We start from the raw sequence: 18,207 nt of genomic DNA, 5'->3' as shown, positions 1-18,207 counted from the left end.
CAGGAACGTGGCCTCCCGGTCCTCCCAGCACTCGTAGATGTTGGGACAACCGGCCTCCTGGCACACCGTGTGCAGACCCTCGGACTTCACGAGCGAGGTCAGTTCCTTGTACTGCGGGCCCATGTGGGCGCGCACGCGGATCCACTCCGGCTTGCGCTCGATCGGGGTCTGGGCGTTGCGGACCTCGAGACGCAGCAGCTTGCGCTCGGCCGGCGGCTTGCGGTCGGTCGGGGTCATGCGGTCGGTCGGGGTCATGCGGTCGGTCGAGGTCATGCGGCCATCTCCTTCTCCAGGGCGGGAACGACGTCGTGGACGACGCTGGTTCTGGCGACCACCCGGCCGCCGCGCAGCACGATCCGGTCCTGGCTCGCGCCGGCCACGGCCTCGTCCAGACCGGAGGCCCGGATCGCCAGCAGGTCGGCGGGGCTGCCCGGCAGCAGCGCGACGGGCGGCAGGCCGAGCGCGATCCGCGCGTGCGCGGTGACGGCGGTCCAGGCGTCGGCGACGGGCAGGTGCGCGGCGGCGACCAGCAGCGCGGCCGTCTCGAACGGGTCGATGCGCCCGAGCGGGTTGAACGGGTCGCGCCAGTTGTCGCCGCCGCCCGCGACGGTGACCCCGGCGTCCCGGAGCGGCGTCACGGCGGTCAGGCCGCGCGGCGTACGGGTGGGTTCGGCGCGGCCCTGCAGGTAGAGGTTGGTCTGGGGGAGTGTCACGACGGCGACGCCGGAGTCGGCGAGGGCGCGGCACACCTCCTTGCAGCCGTCCGGGTCCTGCTGGCCGAGGCTGACGCAGTGCGAGGCCGTGGCGCGGCCGCCGAGTCCCTGGCGGGCGACCTCGTCGGCGAACGCGCGCAGGGTGAGCATCTGTGGATCGGTGGTCTCGTCCAGGTGCAGGTCCACCGGCAGCCCGGCGTCGGCCGCCGCCCGGACCAGGACGCGGGTCGCGGCCGTCGGGTTCGGGTCGAGGGCCGGGGCGCCGCCGATGACGTCGGCGCCCAGTTCGACGGCCTGGGCGAGCAGCCGCCGGTTGTGCCGTCCCGCCGCGCCCGCGATGGGAGCACCGGCGAGCGCCACCAGTTGGAGGTCGACCAGGCCGGCGGCACGTGATCGCAGCTCGGTGAGGACGCGCAGGGCCCGGGGCCCGATCCCCGTGCCGACGTCGACGTGCGACCGTACGGCCGTGTAGCCGTGGGTGAGCGCGGTGCTCAGCGCCTCGGTGGCACGCGAGCGCACGTCGGCCTCGTCCATCGACGCGTAGGCCGCCCGGATCGCGGTGATCGCACCGGTCAGATCGCCGTCGGGATTCGGCGCGCGGCGGGCCAGCAACGCCTTGTCCAGGTGGGCGTGCGGCTCGACGGCCGACGGCAGCAGCAGGTATCCGGCCAGGTCGAGCCGGTCGGCACCGGCCGCGCGCTGATCGGTGGCGGCGGCAGGGCCGAGGGCCGCGATGCGCCCGTCGGCGAGCAGCACGTCGGTGGTCCCGCCGTCGCCGGTCGTGGCCTGTTCGAGAAGAAGGTGTTTCGTCATGTGTGACCCAACTGGCAAGATGTATGACAAGTGAACAGTAACTCGACACATATGAGGTGACAAGAAATGCGAGGTCTGGACGGGGCAAAGATCCTGGTGACCGGGGCCGACGGCGCCATCGGGCGCGCGGTCGTGGCCCGGCTGAACGAGGAGGGCGCCAGGGTCGCCGCCCTCGACCTGCACAAGCCCGAGCAGGACGGCCTGGCGTGCGCGGTCGCCGCCGACGTCACCAGCGAGGAGGGCATGATCGCGGCGACGGCCACGGCGTCCGAAGCGCTCGGCGGCATCGACGGGCTGGTCGCGATGGCCGGCATCCAGGCGTCCGCGCCGACGCACGAGCTCGGCCTGGACACCTTCCGCAAGGTGCTGGACGTGGGCGCGGTCGGCACGTTCCTCGCGGTGAAGTCCGTGCTGCCCGGGATGCTCGCGCAGGGCGGCGGCCGGATCATCACCTTCGGGTCGACGGCGGCGGTCTGCTCGGCGCCGCAGCTGGCCGCGTACGCGGCGGCCAAGGGCGCGGTGCTGCAGTTCACCCGTTCCGTCGCGGTCGAGTACGCGGGCCGGGGCATCCGGGCCAACTGCCTGTGCCCCGGCGGGGTCGAGACGCCGATGCTGGCCGCGATCGACGCCGCGCGGGTCGGCCCCGACCACTTCAAGGAGGGCCATCCGATCGGCCGGTACGCGGCCCCAGCGGAGATCGCCTCGGTCGTGTCGTTCCTGCTCTCGGACGAGTCCTCGTTCGTGCTGGGCGCGACCGTGATGGCCGACGGCGGCTATTCGATCGGCTGACCGGATGACAAAGCAACATGTCAGTCATAACATGTATTACCAGTTGCCATGCTGAGTTGCCGTACTGAGCTGAGTCGCCGTACTGAGAGGACGCCATGACAGAAGTGACGCGGGAGGAGGGCCTCGACCTCCTCGGCCGCATGATCCTCATCCGCAGGTTCGAGGAGAAGGCGGCGCGGCAGCGCGCCCAGGGCCTCATCCCCGGGTTCCTGCACCCCTACATCGGCCAGGAGGCCGTGGCGACCGGCGTGTGCGCGGCCCTCGGCCCCGACGACGTGCTGACCTCCACCCACCGCGGCCACGGCCACATGATCGCCCGCGGCGCCGACCCGGCCCGGATGTACGCCGAGCTGTTCGGCCGTACCGCCGGCTACAACAAGGGCAAGGGCGGCTCGCTGCACATGATCGACGTGGAGCTCGGCTTCCTGGGCGCCAACGGCATCGTGGGCGGCGGCATCCCGCTCGCCACCGGCGCCGCGCTGCAGTTCAAGCGGCGCGGCTCGGACGCGCTCGCGGTCACCTTCTTCGGTGACGGCGCCTCCAACGAGGGCGCCTTCCACGAGTCGCTGAACCTCGCCGGCCTGTGGAACCTGCCCGTCCTGTACGTCTGCGAGAACAACCTCTACGGCGAGTTCACCCGGCAGGACAAGCACCAGGCGATCACCGACATCGCCGACCGCGCCACCTCGTACGGCATGACCGGCGTCGTGGTGGACGGCAACGACGTGGAGGCCGTCGCCGCCGTCACCGCCGAGGCCGCCGCGCGCGCCCGCGCCGGGGAGGGCCCGACCCTGATCGAGGCCAAGACCTACCGGCACCGCGGCCACTTCGAGGGCGACATGGCCAAGTACCGGCCCAAGGACGAGGTCGCGCACTGGATGGGCCGCGACCCGATCGACCTGCTCGCGGCCAAGCTCGTCGCCGAGCTCGGCGCGACCGAGGACGACGTCGCCTCCGTACGCGACGACGTCGACAAGCGCCTGGACGAGGCGATCGCCTGGGCGGCCGAACAGGACCACCCCTCGCCCGAGGACGCGCTGGACCACGTGTACGTCGACTCGCACGAAGGGGCGGCACTGCGATGAGCAAGTTCACCTACGCGGACGCGATCCGGCAGGCCATCGCCGAGGAGATGGAGCGCGACCCCGCGGTCTTCCTCATCGGCGAGGACGTCGGCGAGCCCGGCGGCGTCTTCGGCGTCACCAAGGGCCTGTTCGACCAGTTCGGTTCCGACCGGCTCTGGGACACCCCGATCTCCGAGGAGGTCATCGTCGGCGCCGCCGTCGGGGCCGCGCTGGTCGGCGCCCGGCCGATCGCCGAGATCATGTTCAGCGACTTCGTCACGCTGGCGATGGACATGATCGTCAACCAGGCCGCCAAGACCCACTACATGACCGGCGGCCGGCTGTCGGCGCCGATGGTCGTCCGGATGGTCACCGGCACCTCCGGCTCGACCGCCGCGCAGCACTCCCAGTCGCTGGAGTCGTGGTTCGTCAACGTGCCGGGGCTGAAGATCGTGGCCCCGTCCACCCCGCAGGACGCCAAGGGCCTGCTGCGGCAGGCGATCCGGGACCCCGACCCGGTGATCTTCTTCGAGCACAAGCAGCAGTACGGCGGCCGTGGCGGCCCGGCGGGCGACGTGGTGGAGGTCGAGCCGATCCCGTTCGGCACCGGCCGGATCCACCGCGAGGGCACCGACGTGACGATCGTGTCGTACCTGAAGACCCGCGAGCACGCCTCCGCCGCCGCCGAGACCCTCGAGAGCGAGGGCATCTCCTGCGAGATCTTCGACCCGCGCACGCTGGTCCCGTTCGACCACGCGGGGCTGCGCGCCTCGATCGCCAAGACCGGCCGGCTCGTCATCGCGCACGAGGCGCCGACGCGCGGCGGCTTCGGCGCCGAGATCGCGGCCTGGGCGGCCGGCGAGTGCCATGAGCTGCTCACCGCCCCGGTCGCCCGGGTGGGTGCGCTCAACACACCCGTCCCGTACGCGCCCGTGATGGAGAACCACACGCTGCCCGGCGCCGAACGGATCGCCGACACCGTCCGGCGGTTGCTGGACAAGAAGCTGGACGAGAAGGGAGAGCACTGATGGCCGAGACCTACCCGATGCCCAAGTGGGGGCTGTCGATGGAGGAGGGCGTGATCACCGAGTGGCAGATCGAGCCCGGCCAGCCCGTCACCGAGGGCCAGGTGCTGGCCCTGGTCGAGACCGACAAGATCGAGGTCGAGCTGGAGTCGCCGGTGAACGGCGTCTTCGCGCGGGCGCTGGCCGCCGATGGCGACGAGGTCAAGGTCGGCACGCCGGTCATGGTGATCGCCGCCGACGAGGCCGACTACGCCTCGTTCGCCGCGGGTTCCTGAGCCGTTGCGGGCCGCCACGTGGGTGAGCTCCACCCAGCAGGTCCGGGAACAGCTGTTGCGGGGCATCCGGCAGGGCACGCTCCCCACGGGGGCGGCCCTGCCGTCCGAACGCGAGCTGTGCGAGGTGTTCCAGGTCAGCCGGGTCAGCGTCCGGCAGGCCCTCGCGGGCCTTGAGGCGATGGGCCTGATCGACGTCCGGCACGGGCGCGGCACGTTCGTCCGCGAGGGCGCGGCCGCGCACTACGTGGGCTCGTTCGGCCGCTACCTGGAGTTGCACCGCGGCCAGCTGCTGGAACTGCTGGCCGTGCGCGGCGCCCTCGACCGGCTCGCCGCGCGCGAGGCCGCGAACGGCACCCGCGCCGAACGCGTCGTCGAGGCGCACCGTGCCTACCTGGAGATGGCCGGTGCGCCGCGGCCCGACTTCGACCGGGCCGCCGAGCTGGACGTCGCGTTCCACGTGTCGGTGGCCGAGGCCGGGGCGGGCGGGCTGCTGCCCGTCCTGCTCACCGACCTGCACGGGCTGCTCACCGAGTCGCGCCTGATCACGCTGTCGCGGGACGGGCAGCTGGCGCGTTCGGCGGCCGAGCACCAGGCGATCGTGGACGCGATCGTCGGGCACGACGCCGAGGCGGCGGGACGGCACGCGTCCGAGCACGTGGCGCGCGTACGCCGCTGGGTCGCGGACTTCCCTGCCGACGAGCACGACCCCGGCTGACGCCAAGGGAAAGAACGAAAGAGGGGCACCCCGCCTGCGGGGTGCCCCTCTTTTCTGGGGGATGGGGGGGCTCGGATCAGTCGTAGAGCGTGGTGGTGACCGGGACGTCGTCGTTCAGCCCGGCCTTCGCCACGATCGAGCGGGCGCGTTCGCGGGCCTCGGCGCGCAGCGCGGGCTCGTCGACCGTCGTGACGCGGGCGCCGTCGTACAGCCGCCGGCCCGCGACCCACGTCTCGGCGATGCTGGCCGCGCTCGCCGACCACACCAGCGCCTGGAGCGCGTCGGAGTACGGCGTCCACTCGTGGTGGTCGAGGTCGAAGAACACCAGGTCGGCCTGCTTGCCGACCTCCAGGGAGCCGATCTGGTCGTCCCAGCCGAGCGCCTTCGCGCCGTCGATGGTCGCCATCCGCAGCGCCTTGCGCGCGCCGACCAGGGTCGGGTCGAGCCGGGCGTCCTTGAACAGCCCAGCGACCAGGTGCACCTGGCGGTGCAGGTTGAGGTTGCCGGCCGCCGAGACCCCGTCGGTGCCGAGGCCGACGCTGACGCCCGCCTCGACCATCTCGGGGTACTTGCCGATGGCGGTCGCGCCCTTGGCCAGCTTGAGCGAGGTGGACGGGCAGAACGCCACCGACGTGCCGTGCTCGGCGAGACTCCCGACCTCCTCGTCGGTCAGCGCGACGGCGTGCGCGAGCACCAGATTGGGACCGAGCCCGCCGCCCTCGGCGACGCGCGTCACCGGCCACCGGCCGTACTTCTTCTCGCTGACGCGCGACTCCTCGATGGAGGAGGCGATGTGGTAGGTCGTGCCGACCCCGAGCCGCTCGGCCAGGTCGCGGGCACCGACGTGCAGTTCGAGGCTGCACGGCTCCTTGCCCTCGATGTTGACCCAGCAGCGGATCCGGCCGCCCGCGTAGCCGTTCCAGTTCCGTACCGACTCCTCCAGCGCCTCGAGCGCGACGCGGTGGTCGGGGAAGAAGTGGTGGTCGACCATCTCCTGCGACCAGCCGGGCGGGATCTTCTCGGGCTTGCGGTCGGCGGCGTGCCGGCCGACGACGCCGCGGATCCCGGCGGCACCGGCGGCGCGCGCGGTGAGGCCCGCGTCGTTCTGCGCGCCCATGTCCAGGAAGCAGGTCGTGCCCGAACGGAGCATCTCGGTGACGCCGAGCCGGACGCTGACCTCCTCGTCCTGGTCGTCGACGTGCGCGTAGAACGGCTTGGCCCAGTGGAACACCCAGGCCCGGGTGGACAGCACGTCGGGGAAGACCGCCCGGCTGAGCGTCTCCGACAGGTGCACGTGGGTGTCGATCAGCCCCGGGATCACGCCCAGGCGGCGGCCGTCGATCCGCTCGTCCACGGGGGTGTCGCCGAGCCTGGCCAGCACCTCGCCGGTCGGCCCGAGGTCGGCGATGCGGTCGTCGTGCAGCAGCAGGGCGGCGTCGCGCAGCACGCGGTCACCGGCGTCCACGGTGAGCGCGAACTCCAGGTGCTCGATGAGGGTGCGGCGCCCCGCCGTCGCGTCGGGATGGGTCATCCGGGCTCCTTGACAGGCTCTTGACGTCCAAGACCTCAGTCATATCATATCTGTTGTAATACCAGTTAGACCGTCGGCTCCCCGAAGGAGAGTGCACATGGCCGGTCCGGCCGCGTCCAATGAGATCGCCCGCAGGCTCGCGGAGTACGCCACGGAGGCCGGGCTGGACGCCATCGTCTGCCTCTCTCCGGAGAACGTCGCCTACGCCGCCGGGTTCGTCATCCCGTCGCAGCCCCTGATGCGCTGGCGGCACGCCGCGCACATCGTCACCGCGGACGCCCGCGAGGCGATCGTCTGCGTCGACATGGAGGAGTCGACCGTCCGCGCCGCCCGGCCCGACCTGCCGGTGCGCGGCTGGGCCGAGTTCACCGGCGACCCGATGGCCGCGCTCGCCGACCAGCTCCGCGAGCTGGGCCTGGCGGGCGGCACGATCGGCATGGAGCTCGGGTACCTGTCGGTCACCGACCACGGCGTCCTGGCCGACGCGCTCGCCGGCGCCGCGCTGCGCCCCGCCGACGACCTCATCACCCGCGCGCGGCGGCTCAAGACCCCGCGCGAACGGGACCTGCTGGCCCGGCTGTCGCGGATCTCCGACCAGGCCATCGGCGACTCGCTGCGCGCGGTCCGCGCCGGCGACACCGAGATGGACATCGCCGCCGCGCTCACCCGCTCGGTGTACGAGCAGGGCGCGCAGCAGTTCAAGCTGATGATCGTCGCGACCGGCGAGCGCAGCCAGCTGCCGAACGTCGGCCCGACCACCCGCGTTCTGGAGCCCGGCGACGTCTGCCGCGTCGAGATCTTCTCGGTGCTGGACGGCTACCAGGCGGGCGTCTGCCGTACCGCCGTGGTCGGCGAGGCGCCGCCCGAGGCCGAACGGATCTACCAGAACCTGGTGAAGTGCAAGTACCTGGTCCGCGAGGCGATCCGCCCCGGGGCCGCGGCCCGCGACGTGTACGCCACGTTCCTGGCCGAGTTCGAGCAGCTCGGCATGCCGCCGATCTCGTTCGTCGGGCACAGCATCGGCGTCAACCTGCACGAGCGGCCCTACCTCGGCCCGCACGCGACCGAGACGCTGGAGGCCGGCATGGTCCTCGGCATGGAGCCGCTGGTCTACCGCAGCGGCCATGGCTTCGGGATGCAGATCAAGGACATGGTCTCGGTCGAGGAGGACGGCTGCCATCTGCTGTCGGACGTGACGGGCACCGACGAGCTCTTCAGGATCGAGGCGTGATGGACCTGATCGCAGAGACGACGCCGGACGAGGACGTGCAGGTCGAGAAGCTGAGTCGCGTCCGCAAGGTGATCGCCGCCCGGATGCACCAGAGCCTGCAGGGCTCCGCCCAGCTCACCAGCGTGGTCGAGGCGGACTTCGGCCCGATCATGGCGGCCCGTGCCGCGCACGGTGAACGGTTCCGCGCCGTGCACGGCGTCTCGCTCTCCCCGCTCGCGGTGGTCGCCGCGGCCGTCTGCCGGGCGCTGCCCGAGCACCGGATGCTGAACGCGACCATCGACACCGACGCGGGCACCGCCTCCTACCACCGGCGGATCAACCTGGGGTTCGCCGTGGACACCGAGGCCGGGCTCATGGTGCCCAACCTCAAGGACGCGGGGACGCTGTCGGTGGCGGGGCTGGCCCAGGGCATCGCGGGCGTCGCCGGGCGGGCACGCGCCCGCAAGCTGCGCCCCGACGACATCATGGACGGCACGTTCACGATCACCAACACCGGGTCGCGAGGCTCGCTGCTGGACACCCCGATCCTGAACGCGCCCGAGACCGGGATCCTCGCGGTCGGCAAGGCCGAGCGGCGCCCGGTCGTCGTCGGCACGGGCGAGGCGGAACGGGTGGAGATCCGCGACATGGCCTACCTGTGCCTCACCTACGACCACCGGCTCGTGGACGGCGCCGACGCCGCCCGCTTCCTGACCGCGCTGAAGGACGGCCTGGAGAGCCGCCCGATCGCCGCCGCGGACCTGGAGCTGGAGCCCGGCGATGAGTGACCGCAGGGTGCTGGACCACGTGGGCATGAACGTCCCCGATCTGGAGGAGGCCGTCGCGTTCTTCAGCGCGCACTTCGCGGCCAAGGAGGTGTTCCGGCTGCCGCGCATCGACGGCGGGACGCAGCGCCTCGGAGCGCCGGACGACGCCGCGTTCGCGCTGGTCATGCTCGACATCGGCGGCGCCAGGGTCGAGCTGATCCAGTGGTGGTCGGCGGGCGCCACCGGGGAGGCGCCGCCGCGCGCCGACCTGCCGGGCGGCACCCACCTGGGCATCGAGGTGGACGACGTGCCCGGCACGCTCGCCGCGCTCGAATCCGTGCCCGGGGTCGGCGTCGTGGGACGGCCGGTCACGTTCGCGGAGGGGCCGACGCCGGGGATGACCAACGCGTTCGTCACCACGCCCTGGGGTTGCCTCATCGAGCTGCTCTCCTGGGGGCAGCCGCAGCAGTCCTGATCAGCACAAGCCCAAAGGCCCTGGTGGCGCGGCAACGGCGCCGCGCCACCAGGGCCTTTGTCCTCACCCTGCGGGCAGGTACTTCGTCGTGAAGGCCTTCTGGTAGTCGAAGTCCTTCGGAACGACGCCGGCCGAGCCGAGCTGGTCGCGGAGCGTCCGCCAGCGCTGATCGGTCATCGAGCCGGGATCGGCGCCCAGGTAGCCGCCCTTCTTGATCGTCGCGGCGGCGAAGTCGAACGCGTCGGGCACGGTGTCGGGGTTGGTGCTGAGGACGGTCTTCTTGGCCGCGGCGGGGTCGGTGTTGAAGTCCTTCCAGCCCCGGATGCTCGCGGCGACCACCTTGCGGACCAGGTCAGGGTTCTGCTTGATGACCTGTTCGGTGGTGAAGAGCAGGTTGCCGTACGGGTTGTAGCCGCCGTCCTTGGCCACGTTCAGCAGCGCGAGGTCCTTGATGCCCTCCTTCTGCGCCGTGTACGGCTCGGCCGTGACGTAGCACTGCTGCACGAGGTCCTTGTTGCGCTTGAAGTCGGCGAGCGAACCGGTGTTGTTGATCTCCTTGACCTTGTTCAGGCCGAAGCCGTGCTTCAGGTAGTCCCAGTACGGGCTGGGGATGCGCGCGACCGTGCGGCCGTTCAGGTCCTTGAACGAGCTGATGCCCGACGGCTTGTGGAACATCATGCACTGCAGGTTGGTGTCGAAGCCCGCGGCGACGGCCACGATGGGCAGGCCGTTCTTCCGGGCGACCAGGACCTCGTCGGCGTTCCCGACGCCGAACGTGGCCTGCCCGGCGGTGACCTGCGGGATCGTCTGGATGCCGGGGCCGCCCTGCTTGACGTTGAGGGTCACGCCCTCGCCCTTGGCGGTCTGGTCGGCGGCGGCCTGCCAGTAGCCGCCCTGCTCCGCCTGCGCGAACCAGTTGGTCAGGATGACCGGGTTCTTGGCCGCCGCGCCGCTCGCCGCCTGCCCGGCGCACCCGGTGGCGGCCGTGCCGAGCGCCGCGAGCGCGATGACGCCTGTGAACGTCCTGCCGAGTCTCTTCATGGTGGTGTCCTTTGTTTCCGGTGCCATCAGGTGTCGCCGCGCATCGCGGACTCGTGCCAGGACCGCAGCAGCCGGTTGCCGAGGACCGAGACGGTGAGGAAAAACGCGAAGCCCAGCAGGGTCGCGGCCAGCACCTCGGCGAACAGCAGCGCGGTCGCCAGCCGCGACTGCGCGAAGATGACCTTCACGCCGAGGCCGCCCTCCTGGCCGCCGGAGCCGATGATGAACTCGCCGACGATGGCGCCGATCACCGACAGCCCGGCCGAGACGCGCAGCCCGGCGAAGATGTTGGGCAGCGCGCCCGGCAGCCGCAGCTTCAGGAACTGGGTGCGCCGGGCGGCGCGGTGCATGCGGAACAGGTCCAGGTGGTTGCGGTCGGCCGACAGCAGCCCGAGCAGGGTGTTACTGAGGATCGGGAAGACCGAGATCATGAACGAGATCACGATCACCGAGGTCTGGTTGTAGCCGAACCACAGCACGATGACCGGCGCGACCGCGACGATCGGCACGGTCTGCAGCAGCACCGCGTACGGGTAGAGGCTGCGTTCCAGCGGCTTGGCCAGGCTCATCACCACGGCGCCGAGCATCCCGACGGCGATGGCGAGCAGGAACCCGGCGGCGGCCTCCACGAACGTGATCCGCAGCCCGGCGCCCAGCGTCCCGGCGTTGTCCACGGCGGCGTCCAGCACCGCGGGCGGGCGCGGCAGCAGGTAGTTGGACGAGCCGTACACCGTGGCCGACAGCAGCCACCAGGCGCCGATGACCAGGACGAAGACCAGGGCCGGTGGACCGGCGGTGCGCAGGATCTTACGGTTCATCGGGAGACCTCCCTCAGGCAGGCGGCGACCTCGGCGCCGAGCGCCGAGAACTCGGGGGTGGAGCGCAGCTCGGGGGAGCGCGGGTACTCGAAGGGGATCTCGAAGATCCGCTCGATCCGGCCGGGGCGCGGCGACATGACCACGACCCGGTGTGAGAGGTAGATCGCCTCGTAGAGGTTGTGGGTGACGAAGACCGAGGTGAAGCCCTCGGATCCCCAGATCCGCAGCAGCTCGTCCTGGAGGCTCTCGCGGGTGATCTCGTCGAGCGCCGAGAACGGCTCGTCCATCAGGAAGAACTTCGGGCGCAGCGCGAGCGCGCGGGCCAGCGAGAGCCGCATCCGCATGCCGCCCGACAGGTTGCGCGGGTAGGACTTCTCGAACCCGGCGAGGCCGACCATCTTCAGCGCGGCCGACGCGCGTTCGAGCCGTTCCGCCTTGGGAACGCCCTCCAGCTCCAGCAGCAGCCGGGCGTTGCGGTCCACGGTCCGCCACGGCAGCAGCGTGGGGTCCTGGAACACGAACGCCCTGCGGTGCTCGTCGGGCAGCTCGACCGTTCCCGAGCTGGGCTCGGTGAGCCCGGCGATGATCCGCAGCAGCGTCGACTTGCCGCAGCCGGACGGGCCGAGCAGGCTGACGAACTCGCCGCCCGCCATGGCCAGGTCGACCGGCGCGAGCGCCTCGGTCCCGTTCGGGAAGGTCTTCGCCACGGCCCGGAGGTGGAGGAGCGCCGCCGGGGGTGCTTTCTGATCTGTCATGGGCCATGCACCGCCTTTCTGAAGTTGGTCCGCGGTCCTCATGAGGACGGCAGGAACTGGGTCGTGAAGGCGCCCTTGACGTCGGTGTTCGTCGGGATCAGGCCCGCCTCGGCGACCTGGTCGCGGATCTTCTGCCACTGGGCCGCGCTCATCGAGCCGGCGGGCGAGGTGGTCCACTTGCCCGCCCGCATGGTGCGGACGGCGTAGTCGATCACTCCGCCGTCGGCGTCCTTGTTGGCGGCGAGGATCGCCTGCCTGCCCGGCGCCGGATCGGTGCCGAAGCCGGTCCAGCCGCGGGCGACCCGCGCCACCACCGAACGGACCAGGCCTGGATCGCGCTTGATGGTGTCCTCGGTCGTGAAGAGCACGTTGCTGTAGGCGGCGTAACCGCCCTGGTCGGAGATCGACAGCGTGGTGACCGGGACCTTGTCGCGCTGGAGGTAGTACGGCTCGGAGGTCACGTAGCACTGCTGGACCAGCGAGCGGTCCTTGGTGAAGGCCGCCAGCGAACCCGTGTAGTTGATCTCCTGGACGCCGTTCAGCTTGTAGTGCCGCTTGATGTACTCCCACCACGGGCGGCTCTGCACCTTGGCGACGCGGCGCCCGCTGAGGTCGGCGAACGTGCGCAGCCCCGTTCCGGCGTGCGCGGTCAGGCAGGTGATGTTGGCCCGGAACGGGGCGAACACCGCGACGATCGGCAGGCCCTGCTTGCGCGCGACGAGCAGGTCGTCGGCGCCGGTCGCCACCCCGAACACGGCCTTGCCGGCCGCGACCTGGGGGATCGTCTGGATGCCCGGGCCGCCCGGCAGCACCTTGAGCGGGCGTTCCTTGCCGCCTGCGGCGGGTTGGGCGGCGGCGGCCTGCCAGTAGCCGCCGAGCTCGGCCTGCGGGAACCAGTTCGTGAGGATCGTGACGGGTCCGCTGCCCGTGCCCCGGTGCGCGCACCCGGCGGCGACGGCCGGCGTGATCACCGCGAGCAGGAGCGCGGCGGTCAGCCTGCGCCGGCGCCGTGGGCTGGTGGGGGTCGGAGGGCGTGGGAAGGCCATGCTTCCTCTTTCCGGCCGGGATGCATGGGATGCAACTGGTATGACATGTATCCACTGGCCTGATGTGTGATATGCATAGATGTAGAACAGTCGGCACGCCTCCGCAAGACCTCAAGGCGTCGTTACAAAGCCGTTACGGACGGCCTTGAATCCGCTTGGAAGGGATCAGCCTTGTCCGAATCCCCCACCGCGCACCGCGCGAGCTGGACCCCGCTTCGGCTCCCCAGCACCGAACACGCCTTCTATCTCGCCCGTGGCGAGGAGATCGCGACGACCGATCCCACGACCGGCGAGACCGTCGCCTCGCTCGCCACCTCCACGCCCGCCGACGTCGACGAGCTGGTCGGCCGCGCCCACCAGGCGCTGCGCACCGCCAAGTGGCGCAACGACGGCGCGATCAGGGCCCGCGTCCTGTTCCGGTACGCCGAGGCGCTGCGCGCCGACGTGGACCGGCTCGCCGAGCTGCTCACCCGCGAGCAGGGCAAGACGATCGGCGAGGCCCGCAGCGAGGTGCTGGGCTCGGCCGAGATGGTCGAGTTCTACGCCGGCATGGCCCGCACCCTCTACGGCCGCGCGATCGCGCTCGGCGACAACGCGCACGGCGTCGTGCTGCGCGAGCCGATCGGCGTCGTCGGGATCATCACGCCGTGGAACTGGCCGCTGGTGCTGCTCGTCCGCGCCCTGGCGCCCGCCCTCGCGGCCGGCAACGCCTGCGTGGTGAAGCCCGCCAGCCTCACGCCCGCGATCACCGTCGAGGCGCTGGCCCTGCTGGCCGCCGACCCCGACCTGCCGGCCGGCATCCTCGGCTGCGCGGTCGGCTCGGGCGGCGTCACCGGCGACGCGCTCGTCGGGCACCGCGACGTGCACATGATCGCGTTCACCGGCGAGACCGGCACCGGCATCGGCGTGATGAAGCGCGCCGCCGACGACCTGCGCAAGGTCTCCCTGGAGCTGGGCGGCAAGTCGCCCAACATCGTCTTCGCCGACGCGCGGATGGACAAGGCGCTGGAAGGCGCGCTCAACGCGGTCTTCAGCACCACCGGCCAGATCTGCACGGCCGGCAGCAGGCTGCTGGTCGAGGAGTCGGTGCGCGAGGAGTTCGTCGCCCGGCTGGCCGAGCGCACCAACGCGCTGCGGCTAGGCGACCCGCTGGACCCCGCGACCCAGATCGGCCCGGTCGTGTCGCGCGGCCAGCAGCGCGAGGTGAACGACTACATCGAGCTGGCACGCAAGGAAGGCGACATCCTCGCCAGCGCGGCGCTGCCCGCCGGGCTGCCCGAGGGCGCGTTCGTCGCGCCGACCGTCGTCGGCGGGCTCGCCCGCGACTCGCGGCTGGTCCAGGAGGAGATCTTCGGGCCGGTGCTGACCGTCCAGGGCTTCGCCGACGAGGCCGAGGCGATCGAGCTGGCCGAGGACACCGAGTTCGGGCTCGCGGCCGGCATCTGGACCACCGACCTGGACCGCGCCTGGCGGGTCGGCCGTGCCGTCAACGCGGGGACGGTCTGGATCAACACCTACCACCACTTCTACGGCGAGGCCGAGGTCGGCGGGTTCAAGAAGTCGGGTCTCGGCCGCCAGCAGGGCGTCGAGGGGATTCTCGAGTTCACCGAGACCAAGCACCTGAACTTCGACGCCGCCCCCACCCTCTGGTGATCTGAAAAGGAGACAGGACGATGCCATTCGTCACCGTGCACCTGTGGGAAGGGCGCACCGTCGAGCAGAAGCGCGCGCTGACCAAGGCCATCACCGAGGCCATGGTGGAGCACGCCGACGCGCGCCCGGACGGCCTGCACGTGGCCATCCAGGAGTACACGAAGGAGAACTGGGCGCGCGCGGGCGTGCTCGGCACCGACCGGACCGACGCATGAGCGGCACGGACGAGACGCAGGCCGAGGCGCACGTGCTGGACGCGCTGGTCCCCGAGAAGACCGCGCTGCTGCTCATCGACATGCAGAACGCGTTCTGCCACGACGAGGGCACCCTCGGCGTCTCCGGCGTGGACGTGAAGCCCGCGCAGGCCACGATCGCGCCGGTCCGCAAGCTCGCCGAGAGGTTCCGCGCGGCCGGGCTGCCGGTGATCTGGACCGAGCAGGTCCATCTCGAACGCGACGCGGCACGGGCCCGCAAGGTCCTGCCGTCCCACACCAGCAAGCGCAAGCGCGTCTCGGCGGTGTCCGGCTCCTGGGACGCCGCGATCGTGGACGAGTTGGCCGACCTGGCCGACGACCCCACCATGATGGTGACCAAGCACCGGTTCGGCGCGTTCTACGAGACCCGGCTCCAGGCGCTGCTGGACATGCTCGGCGTCCAGGGCCTGTTCGTCGCCGGTCTCACCGCGAACGCCTGCGTCGAGACGACGCTGCGCGAGGCGTACCTGCGCGACTACGACGTGGTCGCGGTCACCGACGCGATCGCCGCCGTACGGCCCGCCTGGACCGAGACCGCGCAGGCCGTCTGGTCGCAGTACCTCGGCGTGCTGGCCACCAGCGACGAGGTGACCTCCTGGCTCGACCGGGCCGCCAGGCCACAGGCGCTGAACGTTCACCACCTGCTGCTGGAGACGGTCGACCTGGACGCCTCGGTCGGCTTCTACACCGGCGTGCTGGGCTTCTCGGTCCGCAAGCGCGAGGACTTCCGCGACGGCCGCCGCCTGGTCGTCACCCACCAGGGCCTCGGCCTGACCGAGGGCGGCACCGGCGCGGGCGGCACGCTGCAGCACCTGTGCTTCAGCGCGCGCGACATCGACGGCCTCGCCGAACGCGCCCGTACCGCCGGCCACACCATCGTGCGCGGCCCCGGGCCCGGGCCGTACGGCTACACCGTCTACATCGCCGACCCCGACGGCAACGAGATCGAGCTCGTCGACCTGTCCAAGCCCTGACCTGACCCCCTGGGACCGCACACATGAAGATCACCGACATTCAGGTCCACCTGGTCCGGCTGCCCGCGCGCCGCGACCACAACTGGGCCTCCAAGATGAACACCCCGATCGGCCACCACGCGATCATCGAGCTGAGCACCGACGAGGGGATCACCGGCTGGGGCGAGGCCCCCGCCGGCGGCACCTGGGGCGGCGCCCACATGCGCTACTACGGCGAGACGCCCGAGACCGTCCAGCACATCGTGCTCGACCACCTGCGGCACGCCGTCACCGGCCTGGACCCCGCCGAGATCGGCGTCCTGCACGCGCACATGGACAAGGCGATCAAGGGTCACCCGTACGCCAAGGCCGCGATCGACGTGGCCTGCTACGACGCGGCCGGCAAGGCCCTCGGCGTGCCCGTCTCCACGCTGCTCGGCGGGCGGCACCGCGACGGCATCGAGGTCGCGCACTCGCTCGGCATCATGGAGCTGGAGCGCTGCTACACCGAGGCCGAGCAGGCCGTCGCGGAGGGCGCCCGCACGATCAAGTGCAAGACGGGCCTGGACCCCGAGCGCGACGTCACGCTGGTCCGCGAGCTGCGCCGCCGCCTCGGCGCCGCCGTCAAGATCCGGGTGGACGGCAACGAGGGCTACGCCTCGGTTCACCAGGCGATCGACGTGACGCTGCGGCAGGAGGAGCACGACATCCTGCTGTGCGAGCAGCCGCTCGCCTCCGCCCGCGACCTGGCCCGGGTCGCCGCCCGGATCACCAGCCCGGTGATGGCCGACGAGTCCGCCTGGACCGTCCACGACATCCTGGAGCTGAACGAGCTCGACGCAGCCCAGTGCTTCTCCTGCTACGTCACCAAGCCCGGCGGCCTGTACCGGGCGCGGCGGCAGGCGGAGATCGCCGAGGACCTCGGCATGTACTGCGACATCGGCGGCTCCATCGAGACCGGCATCGGCAACGCCGCCAACCTGCAGCTCGGCTCGGCGCTGCGGATCGCGACGCTGCCGAGCGTGTGCCCGGTCTCCAAGCCCGAGGGCTCCGACGGCCCGTCCATCGCGGGCATCTACTACCTCGACGACCTGGTCACCGAGCCGTTCGGGTTCGTGGACGGACGGGTCATGGTGCCGAACGGTCCCGGCCTCGGCATCGAGGTCGATCGCGCGAAGATCGAAAAGTACCGTGTCTAAGACGACCGTCGCGGTGCTGGGCGCCGGAGCCGGCGGGCTGTCGGCCGTGGTCGAGCTGACCCTCGCCGGTCACGACGTCCGGCTCTGGAACCGCAACCCCATGACGCTGGCGCCGTTCAGTGAGCGCAAGGCCGTTCCGTACGCCGGGGTGCAGGGCGACGGCGAGGCCCAGCCGCAGGTCATGACGACCGATCTGGCCGAGGCGCTGCAAGGCGCGGACGTGGCGGTCGTCTGCCTGCCCAGCATCGCGCACCGGTCGCTGTTCATCGACCTGGCGCGGCTGCCGGTACGGGTCCCGATCGTGCTCAACCCCGGGCACACGGGCGGCGCGCTGCACGCCCGCGCCGTGTTCGCCGAGTGCCGTGCGGAGCTGCCGCCGCTGGCCGAGTTCTCGACGCTGACGTACGTCGCACGGGTCAAGTCCGGAGTCGTCGTCACCACCGGCAGGGCGGGAACGGTGCGAGCCGCGTGCCTGCCCGGCGGGCAGGACGCGCTGGACTACGGGCTGAGCCTCTTCCGGGGCGCGAGCGCCGTGCCGGACGTCCTGGCGTCGAGCCTGTCGAACGTCAACCTCGTGCTGCACCCACCGGGAGCCGTCCTGGGCGCGGCCTGGGTCGAGGCGACCGGCGGCGACTTCACCTTCTACGTGGAGGGCATGACGGCCGGGGTCGCCCGCGTGCTGACCTCGCTCGACGAGGAACGGCGCGCGGTCGCCCGGGCGTTCGGGCACGCGCTGCCCGGCCTGCTCGCGGAGATGACGGCGATCGGCACGGCCGACCCGGTCGCGGCCGAACGCGGCGACGTGGTCGGCGCGGTGAGCGGGGGAGCGGCCAACCGCCAGATCGCGGCGCCGTCCTCGTTCGCGCACCGCTACTACCGCGAGGACCTGCCGTACGGGCTGCTGCCGTTCACCGCCCTCGCCGGGCTCGCGGGCGTGCCGGTGCCGACCGCGCACGCCCTGCTCACGCTGGGTGCGACGGCGACCGGCGAGGACCCGGCGGCGACCGGCCTGGACGCCGCGCGGCTCGGGCTCGGAGGACTGGACGTCCCCGGCGTCCTCGCCGTCGTACGGGGGCTGTCTTGAGCCGTACGGGGACTGTCTTGAGAGGAA

At 71.7% G+C, this 18,207-nt stretch carries 19 protein-coding genes and 1 pseudogene; 13 read left to right on the top strand and 7 right to left on the bottom strand.

Annotated features, from left to right (window positions below; all coding sequences use genetic code 11):
• Together J4573_RS52400 and J4573_RS52395 are read right to left on the bottom strand one after the other, a co-directional pair.
• Positions 1-273, bottom strand: a pseudogene (locus J4573_RS52400) (hypothetical protein); the annotation flags it as partial.
• Positions 270-1,526 (bottom strand): amidohydrolase family protein, encoded by a 1,257-nt coding sequence (locus J4573_RS52395; protein ID WP_208264000.1) that lies wholly within the window; start codon positions 1,524-1,526, stop codon positions 270-272. The pseudogene J4573_RS52400 and the gene J4573_RS52395, both read right to left, overlap by 4 nt.
• 66 nt (positions 1,527-1,592) lie before the next feature.
• On the opposite strand from J4573_RS52395, the gene J4573_RS52390 reads away from it, so the two are divergent.
• The 5 genes from J4573_RS52390 to J4573_RS52370 all read left to right on the top strand — a co-directional run bounded on the left by J4573_RS52390 (position 1,593) and on the right by J4573_RS52370 (position 5,394).
• Complete coding sequence (locus J4573_RS52390) at positions 1,593-2,315, top strand: SDR family NAD(P)-dependent oxidoreductase (RefSeq protein ID WP_208263999.1); 723 nt, start codon at positions 1,593-1,595, stop codon at positions 2,313-2,315.
• 95 nt (positions 2,316-2,410) lie between these two features.
• Positions 2,411-3,400, top strand: a complete 990-nt coding sequence (locus J4573_RS52385) for a thiamine pyrophosphate-dependent dehydrogenase E1 component subunit alpha (protein ID WP_208263998.1) — start codon at positions 2,411-2,413, stop codon at positions 3,398-3,400.
• Positions 3,397-4,407, top strand: a complete 1,011-nt coding sequence (locus J4573_RS52380; RefSeq protein WP_208263997.1) for an alpha-ketoacid dehydrogenase subunit beta — start codon at positions 3,397-3,399, stop codon at positions 4,405-4,407. The genes J4573_RS52385 and J4573_RS52380 overlap by 4 nt, the downstream gene beginning before the upstream one ends.
• Positions 4,407-4,679: a biotin/lipoyl-containing protein gene (locus J4573_RS52375; protein ID WP_208263996.1), complete on the top strand. Its 273-nt coding sequence runs from the start codon at positions 4,407-4,409 to the stop codon at positions 4,677-4,679. The genes J4573_RS52380 and J4573_RS52375 overlap by 1 nt, the downstream gene beginning before the upstream one ends.
• Before the next feature lie 4 nt (positions 4,680-4,683).
• Entirely contained in the window at positions 4,684-5,394 is a 711-nt protein-coding gene (locus J4573_RS52370) for a FadR/GntR family transcriptional regulator (protein WP_208263995.1), read from the top strand.
• A gap of 76 nt (positions 5,395-5,470) precedes the next feature.
• Here J4573_RS52370 and J4573_RS52365 read toward each other — a convergent pair whose 3' ends face one another.
• The gene (locus J4573_RS52365; protein WP_208263994.1) at positions 5,471-6,925 is read right to left on the bottom strand and encodes an amidohydrolase family protein; all 1,455 of its coding nucleotides are present in this window, start codon (positions 6,923-6,925) and stop codon (positions 5,471-5,473) included.
• A 97-nt stretch (positions 6,926-7,022) separates the two neighbouring features.
• On the opposite strand from J4573_RS52365, the gene J4573_RS52360 reads away from it, so the two are divergent.
• Genes J4573_RS52360 through J4573_RS52350 form a run of 3 tightly spaced genes read left to right on the top strand, consistent with a single transcriptional unit; the run spans position 7,023 to position 9,377 of the window.
• Positions 7,023-8,156, top strand: a complete 1,134-nt coding sequence (locus J4573_RS52360; protein ID WP_208263993.1) for a M24 family metallopeptidase — start codon at positions 7,023-7,025, stop codon at positions 8,154-8,156.
• On the top strand, positions 8,156-8,923 hold the full coding sequence (locus J4573_RS52355; RefSeq protein ID WP_208263992.1) for a 2-oxo acid dehydrogenase subunit E2: 768 nt from the start codon (positions 8,156-8,158) through the stop codon (positions 8,921-8,923). The genes J4573_RS52360 and J4573_RS52355 overlap by 1 nt, the downstream gene beginning before the upstream one ends.
• Positions 8,916-9,377, top strand: a complete 462-nt coding sequence (locus J4573_RS52350; protein WP_208263991.1) for a VOC family protein — start codon at positions 8,916-8,918, stop codon at positions 9,375-9,377. Before J4573_RS52355 ends, J4573_RS52350 begins: the two co-directional genes overlap by 8 nt.
• A 63-nt stretch (positions 9,378-9,440) precedes the next feature.
• Here the strand turns inward: J4573_RS52350 and J4573_RS52345 are convergent, their stop codons facing one another.
• Genes J4573_RS52345 through J4573_RS52330 form a run of 4 tightly spaced genes read right to left on the bottom strand, consistent with a single transcriptional unit; the run spans position 9,441 to position 13,037 of the window.
• Positions 9,441-10,418, bottom strand: coding sequence for an ABC transporter substrate-binding protein (locus tag J4573_RS52345; RefSeq protein ID WP_208263981.1), 978 nt, complete (start codon positions 10,416-10,418; stop codon positions 9,441-9,443).
• A 26-nt stretch (positions 10,419-10,444) separates the two neighbouring features.
• Positions 10,445-11,236, bottom strand: a complete 792-nt coding sequence (locus J4573_RS52340; protein WP_208263975.1) for an ABC transporter permease — start codon at positions 11,234-11,236, stop codon at positions 10,445-10,447.
• Positions 11,233-11,991 carry an ABC transporter ATP-binding protein gene (locus tag J4573_RS52335; protein WP_208263974.1) on the bottom strand — a complete coding sequence of 253 codons (759 nt, stop codon included), beginning with the start codon at positions 11,989-11,991 and terminating at the stop codon, positions 11,233-11,235. The genes J4573_RS52340 and J4573_RS52335 overlap by 4 nt, the downstream gene beginning before the upstream one ends.
• A gap of 38 nt (positions 11,992-12,029) precedes the next feature.
• Entirely contained in the window at positions 12,030-13,037 is a 1,008-nt protein-coding gene (locus J4573_RS52330; protein ID WP_208263972.1) for an ABC transporter substrate-binding protein, read from the bottom strand.
• A gap of 171 nt (positions 13,038-13,208) precedes the next feature.
• Here J4573_RS52330 and J4573_RS52325 point away from each other — a divergent pair, with 171 nt between their 5' ends.
• The 5 genes from J4573_RS52325 to J4573_RS52305 are packed head-to-tail and all read left to right on the top strand — an operon-like array spanning position 13,209 to position 18,180.
• Entirely contained in the window at positions 13,209-14,690 is a 1,482-nt protein-coding gene (locus J4573_RS52325) for an aldehyde dehydrogenase family protein (RefSeq protein ID WP_208263970.1), read from the top strand.
• A gap of 20 nt (positions 14,691-14,710) precedes the next feature.
• Positions 14,711-14,905, top strand: a complete 195-nt coding sequence (gene thmT, locus J4573_RS52320) for a 2-hydroxymuconate tautomerase (protein ID WP_208263968.1) — start codon at positions 14,711-14,713, stop codon at positions 14,903-14,905.
• Positions 14,902-15,918, top strand: a complete 1,017-nt coding sequence (locus tag J4573_RS52315) for an isochorismatase family protein (RefSeq protein WP_208263966.1) — start codon at positions 14,902-14,904, stop codon at positions 15,916-15,918. The genes thmT and J4573_RS52315 overlap by 4 nt, the downstream gene beginning before the upstream one ends.
• Before the next feature lie 23 nt (positions 15,919-15,941).
• Positions 15,942-17,096, top strand: a complete 1,155-nt coding sequence (locus tag J4573_RS52310) for a mandelate racemase/muconate lactonizing enzyme family protein (protein ID WP_208263964.1) — start codon at positions 15,942-15,944, stop codon at positions 17,094-17,096.
• Entirely contained in the window at positions 17,089-18,180 is a 1,092-nt protein-coding gene (locus tag J4573_RS52305; protein WP_208263963.1) for an NAD/NADP-dependent octopine/nopaline dehydrogenase family protein, read from the top strand. The genes J4573_RS52310 and J4573_RS52305 overlap by 8 nt, the downstream gene beginning before the upstream one ends.
• The last annotated feature ends 27 nt before the right edge of the window (positions 18,181-18,207 follow it).

It is taken from the genome of Actinomadura barringtoniae (assembly GCF_017573505.1).
GTDB lineage: Bacteria > Actinomycetota > Actinomycetes > Streptosporangiales > Streptosporangiaceae > Spirillospora > Spirillospora barringtoniae.
This window is presented reverse-complemented; position numbering and strand designations above follow the sequence as displayed.

Bases quoted from the DNA above. Each gene is read 5' to 3' on its own strand.
- J4573_RS52395 (WP_208264000.1), bottom strand. From the start codon at position 1,526: ATGACGAAACACCTTCTTCTCGAACAGGCCACGACCGGCGACGGCGGG.
- J4573_RS52390 (WP_208263999.1), top strand. From the start codon at position 1,593: ATGCGAGGTCTGGACGGGGCAAAGATCCTGGTGACCGGGGCCGACGGC.
- J4573_RS52385 (WP_208263998.1), top strand. From the start codon at position 2,411: ATGACAGAAGTGACGCGGGAGGAGGGCCTCGACCTCCTCGGCCGCATG.
- J4573_RS52380 (WP_208263997.1), top strand. From the start codon at position 3,397: ATGAGCAAGTTCACCTACGCGGACGCGATCCGGCAGGCCATCGCCGAG.
- J4573_RS52375 (WP_208263996.1), top strand. From the start codon at position 4,407: ATGGCCGAGACCTACCCGATGCCCAAGTGGGGGCTGTCGATGGAGGAG.
- J4573_RS52365 (WP_208263994.1), bottom strand. From the start codon at position 6,925: ATGACCCATCCCGACGCGACGGCGGGGCGCCGCACCCTCATCGAGCAC.
- J4573_RS52360 (WP_208263993.1), top strand. From the start codon at position 7,023: ATGGCCGGTCCGGCCGCGTCCAATGAGATCGCCCGCAGGCTCGCGGAG.
- J4573_RS52355 (WP_208263992.1), top strand. From the start codon at position 8,156: ATGGACCTGATCGCAGAGACGACGCCGGACGAGGACGTGCAGGTCGAG.
- J4573_RS52350 (WP_208263991.1), top strand. From the start codon at position 8,916: ATGAGTGACCGCAGGGTGCTGGACCACGTGGGCATGAACGTCCCCGAT.
- J4573_RS52345 (WP_208263981.1), bottom strand. From the start codon at position 10,418: ATGAAGAGACTCGGCAGGACGTTCACAGGCGTCATCGCGCTCGCGGCG.
- J4573_RS52340 (WP_208263975.1), bottom strand. From the start codon at position 11,236: ATGAACCGTAAGATCCTGCGCACCGCCGGTCCACCGGCCCTGGTCTTC.
- J4573_RS52335 (WP_208263974.1), bottom strand. From the start codon at position 11,991: ATGACAGATCAGAAAGCACCCCCGGCGGCGCTCCTCCACCTCCGGGCC.
- J4573_RS52330 (WP_208263972.1), bottom strand. From the start codon at position 13,037: ATGGCCTTCCCACGCCCTCCGACCCCCACCAGCCCACGGCGCCGGCGC.
- thmT (WP_208263968.1), top strand. From the start codon at position 14,711: ATGCCATTCGTCACCGTGCACCTGTGGGAAGGGCGCACCGTCGAGCAG.
- J4573_RS52315 (WP_208263966.1), top strand. From the start codon at position 14,902: ATGAGCGGCACGGACGAGACGCAGGCCGAGGCGCACGTGCTGGACGCG.
- J4573_RS52310 (WP_208263964.1), top strand. From the start codon at position 15,942: ATGAAGATCACCGACATTCAGGTCCACCTGGTCCGGCTGCCCGCGCGC.